Below are 16,445 nucleotides of genomic sequence, written 5' to 3' on the forward strand. Positions count from 1 at the left end.
CTCAGCGATTTACAGCCGGACCAGGGCATCGCTGACAGCCCTCAGTCATTTAGAAAGCAACTTTATTGCTTCTGCATAAAAAATTACTGGGGAACCCTCAGCCCTGTGGGAGAGGGTCGGGGTGAGGGCATCAGACCGCACCTTACAAAAAAACTACACCTGACCAACATACAGATAAATTGCCAGAAAGTGGCACACGCTGCCGCCCAGCACAAAGCCGTGCCAGATGGCATGGTTGTACGGGATACGCTTGCAGACGTAGAAAATCACGCCCAGCGAGTAGATCACTCCGCCCACCGCCAGAAGCGTCACGCCCCCCACCGCCAGCTTAATGGCTAACTGATACACCACAATCAGCGACAGCCAGCCCATTGTCAGATAGGTGACCAGCGACAACACTTTGAACCGGTGCGCGATGGTCAGCTTGAACAGGATCCCCAGCAGCGCCAGGCTCCAGATCACAATCATCAGGCCACGCGACAGCGGTGAGTTGAGCCCCACCAGCAAAAATGGCGTGTAAGTGCCTGCAATGAGAAGATAGATTGCGCAGTGGTCAAATTTCTTGAGCCATATCTTCGCCCGTTGATGCGGAATAGCGTGATACAGCGTTGAGGCAAGGAAAAGCAGGATCATACTCCCGCCATACAGGCTGTAGCTGGTAATGGCCATCGCGCTGGCGTTGGTATCTACCGCCTGCACCAACAGCAATACTAAGCCGACAATCCCAAACACCAGGCCAATGCCATGGCTTATACTGTTGGCTACTTCCTCAGCCAGCGAATACCCCTGTGCGATTAATGGTCTACTCACCATACTTAACTCCGGGAAAACAAAAGATGATTATTCATCGCCAGTCTATGCTAACTGAGAATGATTCCAGTGAACACCTGTTAGCTAAAATAAATCCGTAATCAATATTTATCCTTACAAATCAGTATAATGCAAAATAAATCCACCGCACATGTGTAAATGATTTCATTAACACCTGAATAATCAAGGAGATAAATCCGTCTCTCACCCTTCGTCATCATGGTATGCTTCAGGGATAGTGTCCGACAGCGAGTTTAGCCATTGTGAGTATGTTCAGCCATTCCGCCATTGCCAGCCTCAACAATCTGGAAATGATGGTCTACAACTATGTCATTAAGAACCGTGACAAAGTGATGTACATGACCATCCGCGAGCTGGCGGATGCGGCGGGAGTCTCTACCACTACTATCCTGCGCTTCTGCCGAAAGCTCAACTGCGAAGGCTACTCGGAATTTCGGGTGCGCTTTAAACTCTATCTGGAGCAGAACGAGCCCCAGCAGGCGAATTTTGGTGCCAGTGAAATTATCAGCTTCTTTAAAAGCGTAAATAACGAAGAGTTCGATGCGTTATTAGATAAAGCCGTCGATATTATTTTATCATCTGAACGAATTATTTTTGTTGGCGCAGGCACGTCCGGATCGCTGGCAAAATATGGCGCACGTTTCTTTTCAAATATCGGGAAATTCAGCAACCATATCGACGATCCTTATTTCCCGGTCACTAACGATATGGCTAAAAATGCGCTGGCCATTGTACTTTCCGTCTCCGGAGAAACCGAGGAAATCCTGCGCTTCGCCAGCCAGTTCAGCCTGCATCGCTGCAAGGTGCTCTCTGTCACCAGCCACGAACATTCTCGTCTCGCGAAACTGGCGGACTTTAATCTCTCCTGGCATGTCCCCCAAACGCGCATAGGCGGCGTTTACGATATAACCACCCAAATTCCCGTCATCTATATTCTTGAATCATTAGGCCGGAAACTGGCGAAGAAATTAACAGAATAAAACATCCTGTTTTTTTGATGTGACAAATTACAATTCCCGCAAAATGTTATATCGTGACATTTATTTCCGCTTTGCTAGACTCGAAATCAATAAGTCCTGAATTGAGAATAGCAAAGATGAAAAAACTCACTTTACCGAAAGATTTTTTATGGGGCGGCGCGGTGGCGGCGCACCAGGTTGAAGGCGGCTGGAACAAAGGCGGCAAAGGGCCAAGCATTTGCGACGTGCTCACCGGCGGCGCACACGGCGTTCCGCGTGAAATCACGCAGGAAGTGATTGAAGGCAAATATTACCCGAACCACGAAGCCGTCGACTTTTACGGCCATTACAAAGAAGACATCAAGCTGTTTGCCGAGATGGGCTTCAAATGTTTCCGTACCTCTATCGCCTGGACGCGCATCTTCCCGAAAGGCGACGAAACTCAGCCAAACGAAGAGGGGCTGAAGTTTTACGACGACATGTTCGATGAACTGCTGAAGTACAACATCGAGCCGGTGATCACCCTCTCCCACTTTGAAATGCCGCTGCACCTCGTTCAGGAATACGGCGGATGGACCAACCGTAAAGTAGTCGATTTCTTTGTCCGCTTCTCGGAAGTGGTATTTGAGCGCTACAAAAATAAGGTCAAATACTGGATGACCTTCAACGAAATCAACAACCAGCGCAACTGGCGTGCGCCGCTGTTCGGCTACTGCTGCTCTGGCGTGGTCTATACCGAGCACGACAACCCGGAAGAGACCATGTACCAGGTGCTGCACCACCAGTTCGTGGCCAGCGCGCTGGCGGTGAAAGCCGCCCGCCGCATTAACCCGGAGATGAAAGTCGGCTGCATGCTGGCGATGGTGGCGCTCTATCCGTACTCCTGCAAGCCAGAAGATGTCATGTTTGCTCAGGAATCCATGCGCGAGCGCTACGTCTTTACCGACGTACAGCTGCGCGGCTACTACCCGTCTTACGTGCTGAACGAGTGGGAACGCCGTGGCTTCTCCATCAAAATGGAAGCAGGCGACGAGCAGATCCTGCGTGAAGGCACCTGCGATTACTTAGGTTTCAGCTACTACATGACCAACGCGGTCAAAGCGGAAGGCGGCACCGGTGACGCCATTTCCGGCTTCGAGGGCAGCGTGCCGAACCCACACGTCAAGGCGTCCGACTGGGGCTGGCAGATTGACCCTGTGGGCCTGCGTTATTCGCTGTGTGAACTGTACGAGCGCTACCAGAAGCCACTGTTTATCGTGGAAAATGGTTTCGGCGCCTACGACAAGGTGGAAGAGGACGGCAGCATCAACGATGACTACCGCATCGACTACCTGCGCGCCCATGTGGAAGAGATGATGAAGGCGGTGACCTGGGACGGCGTGGATCTGATGGGCTACACCCCGTGGGGCTGCATCGACTGCGTCTCCTTCACCACCGGCCAGTACAGCAAGCGCTACGGCTTTATCTACGTCAACAAGCACGACGACGGCACCGGTGACATGTCCCGCTCCCGTAAGAAGAGCTTTGAGTGGTATAAAACCGTCATTGCCAGCAACGGCGAAACGCTGTAATGGCTTGCCCTCTCTGCAAGCGGAGAGGGCAAACTGCTTATCTTCCAGACACTTCTTTACAGCTTTTGCGTTGCCAAAATATGTTCGCCCGATAATATAGGCATCCTGAATATTTGAGGCGAACATGATTAAGCGACAACGCAACGCTATCCTGCTTGTAGCCCTGGCCTGTCTGGTGGTGCTGATATGTACCGCCCAGCGGATGGCCGGGATGCACGCGCTTGTCATGAACGTCACCGCCACGAGCCAGTCTGTCCAGCAGGGGCAGGAGAGTGCCGACGCACCGGTAACCCCGTGTGAGCTAAGCGCCAAGTCGCTGATGTCGGTCCCGCCTGTTTTGTTTGAAGGCGCCCTGATTGCCGTCACCCTGCTGCTTGCGTTGCTGGCAGCCAGTCCACCGCGCCGCGAACGGCAGTGGCCTCCCCGCGTTATCTCCCCGCCCCGGTTAAGGGTGCATCTGCGATTATGCGTCTTCCGTGAATGAGCCTTCGCCTGTTACTTCAGGTTAATTCATCATTTACGGAGAAAATTTATGTTTACTGTATTCAGGCGACTGCTGGTCTGCCTGCTTTGGCTATGGCTGCCCCTCAGCCAGGCTGCCGACAGCGGCTGGCTGCGCGCCGCCGATAATCAGCACGCCAGCGTCAGGCTGCGTGCGCAACCTGAAAGCACTGGCGAAACCCGCCTGCTGCTGGACGTCGCCCTGCAAAAAGGCTGGAAAACCTACTGGCGCTCGCCGGGCGAAGGCGGCGTCGCACCCGCGATTAAATGGCATCAGCCCGTCGAGGCGATCTGGCGCTGGCCTGTGCCGCAGCGTTTCGACGTCGCGGGCATCACCACGCAGGGCTATCACGGCGATGTCAGCTTTCCCCTCACTCTGCGGGGCGACGTCCCGACGATCCTGAGCGGCGTGCTGACTCTCTCCACCTGTAGCAACGTCTGTATTCTTACCGACTACCCGTTTTCACTGAACATGACCGCATCCGCAGGCGCCAGTTTTGATTACGATTTCAGTCGGGCCATGGGCACCCTTCCCCTCAGCGGCGGGTTGACCTCAACGCTTAACGCCACCTATGCCCCCGGCAAGCTGACCGTAACGGCGCAGCGTGACGCAGGCTGGCAGGCGCCGTCGCTGTTTATCGACGGTATGGATGATGTTGATTTCGGCAAACCGGCCCTCACCGTGCGCGGTGATTCGCTGGTCGCCACCGTGCCCGTGACGGACAGTTGGGGCGAGGCCGCGCCCAACCTCAGCGGCAAAACCCTGTCACTGGTTCTGGCCGATAGCGGGCAGGCGCAGGAGTCCAGCCTGAGCATTGAGCCGGGGAACGCCGCGCCGACGCTCCCGTTAGGCTGGGTGCTGCTGATGGCGCTGGCTGGTGGCCTGATCCTCAACGTTATGCCCTGCGTGCTGCCGGTGCTGGCCATGAAGCTGGGCACGCTGATGCAAACCGAACGGCAGGCGCGGGGTCAGGTGCGCAGGCAGTTTCTTGCATCGGTAGCCGGGATCGTGATCTCGTTCCTCGCACTGGCGCTGATGATGACGGTATTACGTTTAGGCAATCAGGCGCTCGGCTGGGGGATCCAGTTCCAGAACCCGTGGTTTATTGCCGCGATGGCGCTGGTAATGGTGCTCTTCAGCGCCAGCCTGCTGGGGTTGTTTGAAATCCGTCTCCCTTCCGGCGCCAGCACCTTCCTCGCCACGCGCGGCGGCAACGGGCTTGCGGGTCATTTCTGGCAAGGCGCGTTTGCCACGCTGCTGGCGACACCCTGCACCGCGCCGTTCCTGGGGACGGCGGTCTCGGTCGCGCTGGCGGCACCGCTTCCCCTGCTGTGGGGGATCTTCCTGGCGATGGGTATCGGCATGAGCCTGCCGTGGCTGCTGGTGGCGGCCTGGCCGGGGCTGGCCCAGCGGTTGCCGCGTCCGGGGCGCTGGATGAACGTTGTACGCGTAGTGCTGGGGATGATGATGCTCGGCTCATCGCTGTGGCTGCTGAGCCTGCTGACGGTGCACATTGGCAGCCTGCCGGTCATTACGCTGGGCGTGCTACTGATCCTTGCGCTGCTGCTGGTCACCGCCTGGCGCTACCGCTGGCAAACGGCACTGCGCGCCGGGGTATTAGCTGTACTGGTGGCCGGGGTAGTCGCGTTTGTTTCCGGCTCCGGCGGCGAGGGCTCCCGCCGCGATCGTATTCACTGGCAGCCGCTCAGCGAGCAGGCCATTGTCCGCGCGCTGGCGGAGAACAAACGGGTGTTCGTCGACGTGACCGCCGACTGGTGCGTGACCTGTAAAGCCAATAAATACAACGTGCTGCTGCGCGACGACGTGCAGGATGCGCTCTCCGCCCCGGACGTTGTCGCCCTGCGCGGCGACTGGAGTCGTCCCTCAGATACCATCAGCCAGTTTTTAACCACGCGCGGCAGCGCCGCCGTGCCGTTTAACCAGATCTACGGACCGGGATTATCTCAGGGCCACGTGCTGCCTGCGTTGTTAAGCCGCGAAGCGGTGCTGAGCACCCTGTCCGATGCAAAAGGAAAATAACATGAGAGCCTTTGTTGCCTTACTTCTGCTGTCGTTATCAACGTTCGGTTTCGCCGCACCGTCAGATGACGCTTCCAACGACCAGCTGGCAAAACTGCTGTTTAACGACCCCAACAGCCCGCGAACCGGCGCGACATCGCCGAAGCTCACCATCGTCTCCTTCACAGACTACAACTGCCCGTATTGCAAGCAGTTCGACCCAATGCTGGAGAAAATCGTGCACGATAATCCCGACGTGCAGCTCATCATCAAACTGCTGCCGTTCAAGGGACAAAGCTCGGTAAATGCCGCGAAAGCGGCGCTCTCAACGTGGCAGCAGGCGCCGGATCAATTCTGGTCACTACACCAGCGGCTGATGATGAAAAAGGGCTATCACGATGACGCCAGCATCGCCGCCGCGCAGGTGAAGACCGGGACGGACAGCATTAAAACCGATGATAAAACCATGGACAGCGTAAAGATGAACCTGATCCTGGCGCAGGTGCTGAATATTCAGGGCACCCCGGCGACCATCATCGGTGACCAGATGGTGGCGGGCGCAATCCCGTATGACGATCTGGAGGGGCTGGTCAAAGAACAGCTGGCAAACGCCCGTGGCAAGTAAGCTTCCGCGCCTGCTGCGCGAGCTGGCCGTGTGGCTGCTGATTGGCGTAGCCGTGAGCCTGGCGGTGGACTATTTCCGCCAGCCCGCGCTGCCGCAGAATTTCTCCGCGACGGCACTGCACACCCTCGACGGTCAGCCCGTCGATCTTATCGCCATGAGTAAGGAGCGACCGCTGCTGGTCTACGTCTGGGCGACATGGTGCGGCGTCTGCCGCTACACCACGCCGTCGGTGGCGGCGATTGCCGCGGACGGGGGTAACGTGATGTCGGTTGCGCTGCGCTCAGGCGATAACGCGACGCTCGAAACATGGATGAGAAAGAAGAAGGCGATGATGCCCACGGTCAACGACGCCAGCGGAGAACTGGCGCGTCAGTGGGACGTTCAGGTGACGCCAACGCTTGTGGTGATCTCTCACGGTGAAGTGAAGTCGATCACCACCGGCTGGACCAGCGGCTGGGGAATGCGCCTGCGGCTGTGGCTGGCGTCGTAGCGTTACTTCCCGCCAGCCAGCTCCAGGAAGCTACCGGTGACATAGGAGGCTTTGTCGCTCAGCAGCCAGGTAATGGCCTGGGCGACCTCCTCCGGCTGACCGCCACGCTGCATCGGTAACATCGACTTCACCCGATCCACACGCCCCGGCTCGCCGCCGGAGGCGTGAATATCGGTATAAATCAGGCCTGGCCGCACGCAGTTAACGCGAATGCCCTGCGCCGCCACCTCCAGCGCGAGGCCGGTTGTCAGGGAATCCACGGCCCCTTTGGAGGCAGCATAATCCACATACTCCCCCGGTGCGCCCAGTCGTGAGGCCGCCGAGGAGACATTCACAATCGCGCCGCCCTTGCCGCCGTGTTTATGCGACATGCGTTTCACCGCCTCACGGCAGCAGAGAAAATAGCCAGTGACGTTGGTGGACAGCACGCGGTTAATACGTTCAGCGGAGAGGTTTTCGATGGAGGATTGTTCAAACAAAATCCCGGCGTTGTTCACCAGCGCGGCGAGCGGTTCACCTTCGCGATCGATGCTGTCGAACATCGCCATCACCTGCGATTCATCGCTGATATCCGCGCGCACGGCAAAGGCCTTACCGCCCGCGTCCACGATCTGATTAATAACCTCTGTCGCGGCTTTGATGTTGTGATGAAAATTCACCGCAACGGTGTAGCCTTCGCTTGCCAGCTGTAGCGCGGTGGCTTTACCAATACCCCGGCTGGCGCCGGTGACCAATGCAATTGCCATTCTTTTCTCCCAATAAAAAAGCCGGGTGGCGGCTTCGCCTTACCCGGCCTACGTTACTACAGGAACAACGTTACTGGTATTCGCTCATCGGCACGCAGGAGCAGAACAGGTTACGGTCGCCGTAAACATCATCAAGACGTTTCACGGTTGGCCAGTATTTGTTTGCCACACCTGCCGGGAAGACAGCCAGCTCGCGGGTATAACCGTGGTTCCACTCTGCCACCAGTTCGTTCTGGGTATGCGGCGCGTTAACCAGGGGGTTATCTTCCAGCGTCCATTCCCCGCCTTTCACGCGGTCGATTTCGCTGCGGATCGCCAGCATCGCGTCGATAAAGCGATCCAGCTCCACCTTGCTTTCAGACTCGGTCGGCTCAACCATCAGCGTTCCTGCAACCGGGAAGGACATGGTTGGCGCGTGGAAGCCGTAGTCGATCAGACGCTTGGCAATATCCAGCTCGCTGATGCCCGTCTCTTCTTTCAGAGGACGAATATCGAGGATGCATTCGTGCGCCACGCGACCATCGCGGCCGGTGTAGAGCACCGGATAGGCGTCTTTCAGACGTGTTGCGATGTAGTTGGCGTTGAGGATCGCCACCTGGCTGGCCTGCTTGAGCCCTTCCGCGCCCATCATGCGGATGTACATCCAGCTGATTGGCAGGATAGAGGCGCTGCCGAACGGTGCCGCGGAGACCGCGCCCTGACGGGTCAGCATGCCTTCAATCTGCACCACGCTATGGCCTGGCACAAACGGTGCCAGGTGCGCTTTGACGCCGATTGGGCCCATGCCCGGGCCGCCGCCGCCGTGCGGAATGCAGAACGTTTTATGCAGGTTGAGGTGCGACACGTCCGCGCCAATAAAGCCCGGAGAGGTAATGCCCACCTGGGCGTTCATGTTCGCGCCGTCGAGGTAAACCTGGCCGCCGAACTGATGCACCACTTCACATACTTCACGGATCGTTTCTTCGTACACGCCGTGGGTGGACGGGTAGGTCACCATGATGCAGGAGAGTTTGTCGCCTGCCTGCTCGGCTTTCGCGCGCAGGTCGGCCAGATCGATGTTGCCGTTTTTGTCGCACGCCACAACCACCACTTCCATTCCTGCCATCTGGGCAGAAGCCGGGTTGGTACCGTGGGCAGAGCTTGGGATCAGACAGATATCGCGGTGGCCTTCGTTGCGGCTTTCGTGATAGTGACGGATCGCCAGCAGACCGGCGTATTCACCCTGCGCACCGGAGTTCGGCTGCATGCAGAGCGCGTCGTACCCGGTCAGCTTCACCAGCCAGTCGGAGAGCTGGTTGATCATCATGTGATAACCTTCCGCCTGCTCAGCCGGGCAGAACGGGTGCAGCTCGGAGAATTCAGGCCAGGTGATTGGGATCATCTCAGCCGCGGCGTTCAGCTTCATGGTACAGGAGCCCAGCGGGATCATCGCCTGGTTCAGCGCCAGATCTTTACGTTCCAGAGAGTGCATGTAACGCATCATCTCGGTTTCGCTGTGATAGCGGTTGAACACCGGGTGAGTCAGGATCGCGTCGTCGCGCAGCATGCTTTCCTGAATGGAGCGGCTGTCGAGCGCAACCTCTTTGTCGAGCGTATCAACGTCCAGACCCTGTGCGTCACCCAGCAATACGTTGAACAGGGTCAGGATATCGTCACGGGTGGTGCTTTCGTCCAGCGTAATGCCGACCGCATTGTGAATGTCGCTGCGCAGGTTGATTTGTGCTGCCTCGGCGCGCGCCAGCACGGCCGCTTTGTCTGCCACCTCGACGCACAGGGTGTCGAAGTAGTGCTCATGACGCAGTCTGAGACCTTTCTGTTGCAGACCGCAGGCCAGGATATCGGCCAGACGGTGGATGCGGCTGGCAATGCGTTTCAGGCCAGCCGGACCGTGGAACACCGCGTATAAGCTGGCAATGTTAGCCAGCAGCACCTGCGAGGTACAGATGTTGGAGTTCGCTTTCTCGCGGCGGATATGCTGCTCGCGGGTCTGCATCGCCATGCGCAGCGCGGTGTTACCGGCGGCATCTTTCGATACGCCGATAATACGGCCTGGCATGGAACGTTTAAATTCATCTTTCGCGCCAAAGAACGCCGCGTGCGGGCCGCCGTAGCCCATCGGCACGCCGAAGCGTTGCGCTGAGCCGAAGACAATATCCGCGCCCTGTTTACCTGGCGCCGTCAGCAGCACCAGCGCCATAAAATCAGCGGCGACGCTAACAATAACCTTACGGGATTTGAGCTCGGCGATCAGCGCGCTGTAATCATGCACTTCCCCGGTGGTGCCCACCTGCTGTAACAGCACGCCGAAGACGTCCTGGTGATCCAGCACTTTGTCAGCGTCGTCGACAATCACCTCAAAGCCGAAGGTTTCCGCACGGGTGCGCACCACGTCCAGCGTCTGGGGATGCACGTCCGCCGCGACGAAGAAGCGGTTGGCGTTTTTCAGCTTGCTCACGCGCTTCGCCATCGCCATCGCTTCAGCGGCGGCAGTGGCTTCATCCAGCAGCGAGGCAGAGGCGATATCCATACCGGTCAGATCCAGCGTCACCTGCTGGAAGTTCAGCAGCGCTTCCAGACGGCCCTGGGAGACTTCTGGCTGATACGGGGTGTAAGCGGTGTACCAGCCCGGATTTTCCAGCATATTACGCAGGATCACCGGCGGTAATTGCACGTTGGTGTAGCCCATGCCGATATAAGACTTATAGCGCTTGTTAAGGCCGGCGATGGCCTTCAGCTCCGCCAGCGCGGCGAACTCCGTCGTGGACTCGCCTACCTGCGGCGGTGTGGCAAGCTGGATGTCTTTTGGCACGATCTGGCCGATCAGTGCGTTTAATGAATCCGCGCCAACTATCTTCAGCATCTCCTGCTGTTGCTGAGCATCCGGCCCAATGTGACGTTCAATGAAGGCGCCACGGTTTTCAAGCTGGCTTAAAGTCTGTGTCATGAGCGATGGTTCCTGAAACGTGCAGTGAATCGTAATTATCTGTAACGCTGTTGCCCGGTGGCGCTAACGCTTACCGGGCCTACGTAGGTCTGTAGGCCGGATAAGCGCAGCGCCATCCGGCACAACGTTATTCGTCTTCCAGTAGTGCTTCGTACGCGGTCGCATCCAGCAGCGCGGCAACCTGCGCTTCGTCGCTGGCTTTGATCTTAAAGATCCAGCCGCTTTCATAAGGCTCGCTGTTCACCAGCTCCGGGGAGTCGCTCAGCGCGTCGTTCACGGCAACAATTTCACCGCTCACCGGAGCGTAGATGTCAGAGGCCGCTTTAACGGATTCCGCCACCGCACAGTCGTCGCCTGCGCTCACGGTTGCGCCCACTTCCGGCAGGTCAACAAACACCATGTCGCCCAGCAGTTCCTGCGCGTGCTCGGTGATCCCAACGGTGTAAGTGCCGTCCGCCTCTTTGCGCAGCCACTCGTGTTCTTTGCTGTATTTCAGTTCTGCTGGCACATTGCTCATTGAAGTTCTCCTGATAAAAATAGTTAGGCGACCGGCTTACCGGCGCGAACAAAAATCGGTTTGGTCACGTTGACCGGCATTTCGCGGTTGCGGATCTGCACCACCGCCGTTTCGCCAATCCCCGCTGGCACGCGTGCCAGTGCAATACTGTAGCCGAGCGTCGGGGAGAACGTTCCGCTGGTGATCACGCCTTCGCGATGATTGCCATCGGCATCGGTGAAGCGCACCGGCAGCTCGCCGCGCAGAACGCCTTTTTCTTTCATCACCAGGCCAACCAGCTGTTCAGTGCCCTTCTCGCGCTGCATCTCCAGCGCTTCACGGCCAATAAAATCACGGTCAGCCGGTTCCCACGCGATGGTCCAGCCCATGTTGGCCGCCAGCGGTGAGACGCCTTCGTCCATCTCCTGGCCGTAGAGGTTCATCCCCGCTTCCAGACGCAGCGTATCGCGCGCGCCCAGGCCCGCAGGCTTCACACCCGCCTCCACCAGCGCACGCCAGAAATCTGCGGCCTTTTCGTTTGGCATTGCAATTTCGTAGCCCGCTTCACCGGTGTAGCCGGTGGTGGCGATAAACAGATCCCCCGCCTGCACGCCGAAGAACGGCTTCATGCCTTCGGTTGCTTTGCGCTGCTCGTCGCTGAACAGAGACGCGGCTTTCGCCTGGGCGTTTGGCCCCTGCACCGCAATCAGCGACAGATCGTCACGAACGGTGATGTCGATGGCGTAAGGTTCAGCGTGTTGGGAAATCCAGGAGAGGTCTTTTTCGCGGGTGGCGGAGTTTACAACGAGGCGGAAGAAATCTTCGGTGAAGTAGTAGACGATGAGGTCGTCAATCACGCCGCCAGAGGCATTGAGCATGCCGGTATAGAGCGCTTTGCCCGGCGTTTTTAGTTTGGCGACGTCGTTTGCCAGCAGATAACGCAAAAACTCCCGGGTGCGGCTACCGCGCAGGTCGACAATCGTCATATGAGACACGTCGAACATACCGGCATCGGTGCGCACCGCGTGGTGCTCATCAATCTGCGAGCCGTAGTGCAGCGGCATCATCCAGCCGTGGAAGTCCACCATGCGGGCGCCGCATAACACGTGCTGTTCGTACAAAGGAGTCTGTTGAGCCATCTTTTCCTCGTTGAAAAATTCACCGTGAAACCCGGTGTCGACCTCGCGATCGAGGGCCGACGCAAACGTTCTCTTTTACCTGAACTTACCACCGAAACCGGCGGTTAACCATAAGGTAAAACGGGTCATCACATTAGCTTATGACCAAAAATCGCTGAAAAGCCTACAGAGTTATTCACTGGTAAAATGCGATTAAACCCGCATAAAATTAACATCGAGCTAACAGGATTTAGCAGATGGTGATATTTCGTGCGGAAAAACGGGCCGAATTTCCGTAACATAAAAATAGTAAGATTAGATTTTCTAATGCGAAAAATGACGTGAAATTAGATTATTTCAAACGAGGAGATTTCCCCGGCGCGAAGGCCGGGAAAATAAAGTGTGACGGGGATCGAGATTAACGTAACCAGTCGGGAAGATCGTTAAGGCCCATTGCCTGACGAAGAAGCTGCGGTTTGACGCCGGGAAGGGTGTCGGCCAGTTTGAGGCCGATATCGCGCAGCAGTTTTTTCGCCGGGTTCGCTCCGGCAAATAGCTCGCGGAAGCCCTGCATACCCGCCAGCATCATCGCCGCACTGTGTTTGCGGCTGCGCTCGTAGCGACGCAGATACAGATGCTGACCAATATCTTTACCTTCCCGATGCAGACGACGCAGCTCTTCAACCAGCTCGGCCGCGTCCATAAAGCCGAGGTTCACCCCCTGCCCGGCCAGCGGATGAATCGTATGCGCCGCATCCCCCACCAACGCCAGACGGTGCGCCGCAAACTGACGCGCGTAGCGACCGGTTAACGGAAACGCCTGGCGTTCGCTTTCAAGCGTGCACAGGCCCAGACGGTTATCAAACGCCACGCATAGCGCCTGATTAAAGGCGTCCGGCGTCGCCTCCTGCATCTGCTGCGCTTTCTCCGGCTCTAAAGACCAGACGATGGAGCAGAGATGCGGATCGGCAAGCGGCAGGAAGGCCAGAATGCCATCATTGTGGAAAATCTGGCGCGCCACGCCGCCATGCGGCTCTTCGGTGCGGATTGTGGCAACCAGGGCGTGATGACGGTAATCCCAGAAGGTCAGCGGAATATCCGCTTTGTTACGCAGCCAGGAATTGGCGCCGTCGGCACCCACTACCAGCCGCGCGGTCAGCATGTCGCCGCTTTCAAGAGTGATAAACGCGTCGTTTTCGCCCCACGCCACCTGCTGAAGTTTCGCCGGTGCGATCAGCGTGACGTCGCTGCACTGCTGCGCTTTTTGCCACAGCGCGTGGTGGATCACCGCGTTTTCAACGATGTGCCCAAGGTGGCTGTAGCCCATGCTATCATCGTCAAACGCGATATGGCCGAAGCTGTCTTTATCCCACACTTCCATGCCATGGTAACAGCTGGCACGCAGCGCCACGATTTCAGACCAGACGCCAAGGTGCGTCAGTAGCTTTTCGCTGGCGGCATTGATCGCCGAGACGCGCAGCTCCGGCGGTGCATCCTGCGCCACAGGCTGCGGCGCATTTTGCTCAAGCACCGCCACGCGCAGGCCGCTGCCCTGTAAACCACAGGCCAGCGCCAGTCCTACCATTCCGCCGCCGACAATGGCGACATCAACATTTTGCACGGTGATTACTCCTTAACGCGCGACCCAACCCAGGGTCCGCTGCGCCAGCACGTCACGTGCCGGAATGAACAGTTCCATCGCCATCAGCCCAAGGTTGCGACCCGCAACCAGCGGTGCCCAGCGATTGGCAAACAGGTGGACTAAACCGTCGGTAACGCCAATGGTCGCCGCTTTGTCCGCCTGACGTCGTTTCTGGTAATGGCTCAGCACTGAGTATGCGCCACAATCCTGTTGTTCGCTCCACGTCTGCGCCAGTAGCTCAGCCAGGCTCATCACGTCGCGCAGGCCAAGGTTAAAGCCTTGCCCGGCGATGGGGTGCAGCGTCTGCGCGGCGTTGCCGACCAGGGCGACGCGATGGGAGACAGTCTGCGATGCGGTCGTCAGCGCGAGCGGATAGGCCACGCGTTTTCCGGCCTGGGTGATACGCCCAAGCCGCCAGCCGAAGGCTTTCTGCAGCTCGGAACTAAAACGTTCGTCGGACCAGGAGAGAACCTCATCGGCCCGGTCCTGCGCATGGCACCACACCAGCGAGCAGCGCCCGTTCGACATCGGCAGCATGGCCAGCGGGCCGTGCTCAGTGAAGCGCTCAAATGCCCTGCCGTTATGCGTGCCAGCCGTAGAGACGTTAGCGATGACCGCCACCTGCCCATAGGGTTCAGAGCGCAATTCGACGCCGCACTGCGTGGCGATCGCGGAGCGTGAACCATCCGCCGCCACCAGCAGTTCCCCCTCCAGCGTGGTGCCGTTGTCCAGCGTCACGCTGACGGCTTCGTCACGGCGGTTAAAGCTGGCGACGCGCGCCGGACAGTGCAGCGTGACGCCAGGCGCGTCCTGTAAAAGACGGAACAGCCGCAGCCCTACGTCATGCAGCTCGACAACCTGCCCCAGCGCCTCGATCCGGTAATCGTGGGCATCCAGCGTCACGAACCCGGCGTGCCCGCGATCGCTGACGTGAACGGTGCCGATCGCCGTCGCGCAATCCGCTATCGCCTGCCAGATCCCAATACGCGCAAGCTGCTGACAGGTTCCCTGCGCCAGCGCGATAGCGCGGGCGTCGAAACCGGGATGATCGGCCGCCTGCGGCGCGACCGCCTCAACCAGATGCACCGGAAGCTGGCCCTGGGTTAACCGCGAAATAGCCAGCGCCAGAGTAGCGCCGGTCATGCCTCCGCCAACAATGATTACGCTCATCCGCGTGCCGCCGCCATCAGCGCCTCGATGTCGTCGGCTTTTTTCACCACGGTCGCGGTCAGGTTTTCGTTACCGGTTTCGGTGATGACGATGTCATCTTCAATACGAATGCCGATCCCGCGGTACTGTTCCGGCACGTCGGCATCCGGCGCGATGTACAGCCCCGGCTCAACGGTCAGCACCATGCCTGGCTCCAGCACGCGCGAACGTTCCGGACCGTATGCCCCCACGTCATGCACATCCAGCCCCAGCCAGTGGCTCAGGCCATGCATAAAGTACGGGCGATGGGCGTTTTCGGTTATAAGGGTGTCCACATCGCCTTTCAGAATGCCAACCTTCACCAGCCCGGTAATCATGATGCGCACCACCTCGCCCGTAACCTCCTGAATGGAGGTGCCAGGGCGGAACAGCGTCAGCGCAGTCTCCAGAGACTCAAGCACGATGTCATAGATTTCACGCTGCGCTGGGGTGAATTTACCGTTCACCGGGAAGGTACGGGTGATATCGCCCGCGTAACCCTGATATTCACAGCCGGCGTCAATCAGCACCAGATCGCCGTCGCGCAGTTCACTTTCGTTTTCGGTGTAGTGCAGAATGCAGCCGTTTTCCCCGCCGCCTACGATGGTGTTATAGGACGGGAAGCGCGCGCCGTGACGGTTAAATTCATGGTGAATTTCCCCTTCAAGCTGGTACTCGAACATACCGGGACGGCACTTTTCCATGGCGCGGGTATGCGCCAGGGCGCTGATTTCGCCCGCGCGGCGCATCACATTCAGCTCTTCTTCAGACTTAAACAGGCGCATCTCGTGCACTACCGGTCTCCAGTCTGTCAGGGTCGCGGGTGCAGACAAATTCTGACGTGAGCCTTTACGCAGCTTATCCAGCGCAGTGAAAACAATCTCATCCGCATAGGCGTATTCACCCTGCGCGTGGTACAGCACGTCCAGGCCGTTGAGCAGTTGATAGAGCTGCTGGTTGATTTCGCTGTAGGCCAGCGCGCGGTCCACGCCCAGTTTTTCCGGCGCCGCCTCCTGACCTAAGCGGCGGCCAAACCAGATTTCCGCAGTCAGATCGCGCACGCGGTTGAAAATCACGCTGTGGTTGTGGGTGTCATTGCTTTTAATCAGCACCAGTACCGCTTCCGGCTCGTTAAACCCGGTGAAGTACCAGAAATCACTGCTCTGGCGATAGGGGTATTCGCTGTCGGCGCTGCGCGTCACTTCCGGCGCGGCGAAAATCAGGGCAGCGCTTCCCGGCTGCATTTTTGCCAGCAGCGCCTGACGACGGCGAGAATACTCTTGACTGGAGATAACCATGACACCCTCCTGTGCG

General features: G+C 58.2%; 14 protein-coding genes. 6 read left to right on the forward strand and 8 right to left on the reverse strand.

The window, feature by feature from the left end; translation table 11 throughout:
* Positions 1 to 153: 153 nt before the first annotated feature.
* Positions 154 to 813, reverse strand: coding sequence for a PAQR family membrane homeostasis protein TrhA (trhA, locus tag ACOT1A_RS18035; protein ID WP_022649307.1), 660 nt, complete (start codon positions 811 to 813; stop codon positions 154 to 156).
* 266 nt (positions 814 to 1,079) lie between these two features.
* Here trhA and ACOT1A_RS18040 point away from each other — a divergent pair, with 266 nt between their 5' ends.
* From ACOT1A_RS18040 to ACOT1A_RS18065, 6 genes are all read left to right on the forward strand, one after another.
* Positions 1,080 to 1,811 carry a MurR/RpiR family transcriptional regulator gene (locus tag ACOT1A_RS18040; protein WP_022649308.1) on the forward strand — a complete coding sequence of 244 codons (732 nt, stop codon included), beginning with the start codon at positions 1,080 to 1,082 and terminating at the stop codon, positions 1,809 to 1,811.
* Positions 1,812 to 1,927: 116 nt separating this feature from the next.
* Positions 1,928 to 3,361, forward strand: coding sequence for a 6-phospho-beta-glucosidase BglA (gene bglA / locus ACOT1A_RS18045; RefSeq protein ID WP_022649309.1), 1,434 nt, complete (start codon positions 1,928 to 1,930; stop codon positions 3,359 to 3,361).
* A gap of 124 nt (positions 3,362 to 3,485) precedes the next feature.
* A complete protein-coding gene (locus ACOT1A_RS18050) occupies positions 3,486 to 3,845 on the forward strand; it encodes a hypothetical protein (RefSeq protein WP_022649310.1) in 360 nt (119 codons plus the stop codon).
* Between the two features lie 48 nt (positions 3,846 to 3,893).
* Positions 3,894 to 5,903: a protein-disulfide reductase DsbD family protein gene (locus tag ACOT1A_RS18055; RefSeq protein WP_276170171.1), complete on the forward strand. Its 2,010-nt coding sequence runs from the start codon at positions 3,894 to 3,896 to the stop codon at positions 5,901 to 5,903.
* Position 5,904: 1 nt separating this feature from the next.
* Positions 5,905 to 6,507: a DsbA family protein gene (locus ACOT1A_RS18060; RefSeq protein WP_150312636.1), complete on the forward strand. Its 603-nt coding sequence runs from the start codon at positions 5,905 to 5,907 to the stop codon at positions 6,505 to 6,507.
* Positions 6,497 to 6,997: a protein disulfide oxidoreductase gene (locus ACOT1A_RS18065; protein WP_032626112.1), complete on the forward strand. Its 501-nt coding sequence runs from the start codon at positions 6,497 to 6,499 to the stop codon at positions 6,995 to 6,997. The genes ACOT1A_RS18060 and ACOT1A_RS18065 overlap by 11 nt, the downstream gene beginning before the upstream one ends.
* Before the next feature lie 2 nt (positions 6,998 to 6,999).
* On the opposite strand, the gene ACOT1A_RS18070 is transcribed toward ACOT1A_RS18065, so the two are convergent.
* From ACOT1A_RS18070 to pepP, 7 genes are all read right to left on the reverse strand, one after another.
* A complete protein-coding gene (locus tag ACOT1A_RS18070) occupies positions 7,000 to 7,743 on the reverse strand; it encodes an SDR family oxidoreductase (RefSeq protein WP_023306889.1) in 744 nt (247 codons plus the stop codon).
* A 70-nt stretch (positions 7,744 to 7,813) separates the two neighbouring features.
* Positions 7,814 to 10,687 (reverse strand): aminomethyl-transferring glycine dehydrogenase, encoded by a 2,874-nt coding sequence (gene gcvP / locus ACOT1A_RS18075; protein WP_276170172.1) that lies wholly within the window; start codon positions 10,685 to 10,687, stop codon positions 7,814 to 7,816.
* A 127-nt stretch (positions 10,688 to 10,814) separates the two neighbouring features.
* The gene (gene gcvH, locus ACOT1A_RS18080) at positions 10,815 to 11,204 is read right to left on the reverse strand and encodes a glycine cleavage system protein GcvH (protein ID WP_058646291.1); all 390 of its coding nucleotides are present in this window, start codon (positions 11,202 to 11,204) and stop codon (positions 10,815 to 10,817) included.
* A 23-nt stretch (positions 11,205 to 11,227) separates the two neighbouring features.
* Positions 11,228 to 12,322 (reverse strand): glycine cleavage system aminomethyltransferase GcvT, encoded by a 1,095-nt coding sequence (gene gcvT, locus ACOT1A_RS18085; RefSeq protein WP_003860107.1) that lies wholly within the window; start codon positions 12,320 to 12,322, stop codon positions 11,228 to 11,230.
* 397 nt (positions 12,323 to 12,719) lie between these two features.
* Complete coding sequence (gene ubiI, locus ACOT1A_RS18090) at positions 12,720 to 13,922, reverse strand: FAD-dependent 2-octaprenylphenol hydroxylase (protein WP_150312635.1); 1,203 nt, start codon at positions 13,920 to 13,922, stop codon at positions 12,720 to 12,722.
* 12 nt (positions 13,923 to 13,934) lie between these two features.
* Positions 13,935 to 15,113 carry a 2-octaprenyl-6-methoxyphenyl hydroxylase gene (ubiH, locus tag ACOT1A_RS18095; protein WP_108367779.1) on the reverse strand — a complete coding sequence of 393 codons (1,179 nt, stop codon included), beginning with the start codon at positions 15,111 to 15,113 and terminating at the stop codon, positions 13,935 to 13,937.
* On the reverse strand, positions 15,110 to 16,423 hold the full coding sequence (gene pepP / locus ACOT1A_RS18100; RefSeq protein ID WP_150312642.1) for a Xaa-Pro aminopeptidase: 1,314 nt from the start codon (positions 16,421 to 16,423) through the stop codon (positions 15,110 to 15,112). The genes ubiH and pepP overlap by 4 nt, the downstream gene beginning before the upstream one ends.
* Between the last annotated feature and the right edge of the window lie 22 nt (positions 16,424 to 16,445).

Source organism: Enterobacter cloacae complex sp. SYL003 (assembly GCF_049236925.1).
GTDB lineage: Bacteria > Pseudomonadota > Gammaproteobacteria > Enterobacterales > Enterobacteriaceae > Enterobacter > Enterobacter intestinihominis.

Coding starts and splice junctions, on each gene's coding strand:
- trhA (WP_022649307.1), bottom strand. CDS start 813: ATGGTGAGTAGACCATTAATCGCACAGGGGTATTCGCTGGCTGAGGAA.
- ACOT1A_RS18040 (WP_022649308.1), top strand. CDS start 1,080: ATGTTCAGCCATTCCGCCATTGCCAGCCTCAACAATCTGGAAATGATG.
- bglA (WP_022649309.1), top strand. CDS start 1,928: ATGAAAAAACTCACTTTACCGAAAGATTTTTTATGGGGCGGCGCGGTG.
- ACOT1A_RS18050 (WP_022649310.1), top strand. CDS start 3,486: ATGATTAAGCGACAACGCAACGCTATCCTGCTTGTAGCCCTGGCCTGT.
- ACOT1A_RS18055 (WP_276170171.1), top strand. CDS start 3,894: ATGTTTACTGTATTCAGGCGACTGCTGGTCTGCCTGCTTTGGCTATGG.
- ACOT1A_RS18060 (WP_150312636.1), top strand. CDS start 5,905: ATGAGAGCCTTTGTTGCCTTACTTCTGCTGTCGTTATCAACGTTCGGT.
- ACOT1A_RS18070 (WP_023306889.1), bottom strand. CDS start 7,743: ATGGCAATTGCATTGGTCACCGGCGCCAGCCGGGGTATTGGTAAAGCC.
- gcvP (WP_276170172.1), bottom strand. CDS start 10,687: ATGACACAGACTTTAAGCCAGCTTGAAAACCGTGGCGCCTTCATTGAA.
- gcvH (WP_058646291.1), bottom strand. CDS start 11,204: ATGAGCAATGTGCCAGCAGAACTGAAATACAGCAAAGAACACGAGTGG.
- gcvT (WP_003860107.1), bottom strand. CDS start 12,322: ATGGCTCAACAGACTCCTTTGTACGAACAGCACGTGTTATGCGGCGCC.
- ubiH (WP_108367779.1), bottom strand. CDS start 15,113: ATGAGCGTAATCATTGTTGGCGGAGGCATGACCGGCGCTACTCTGGCG.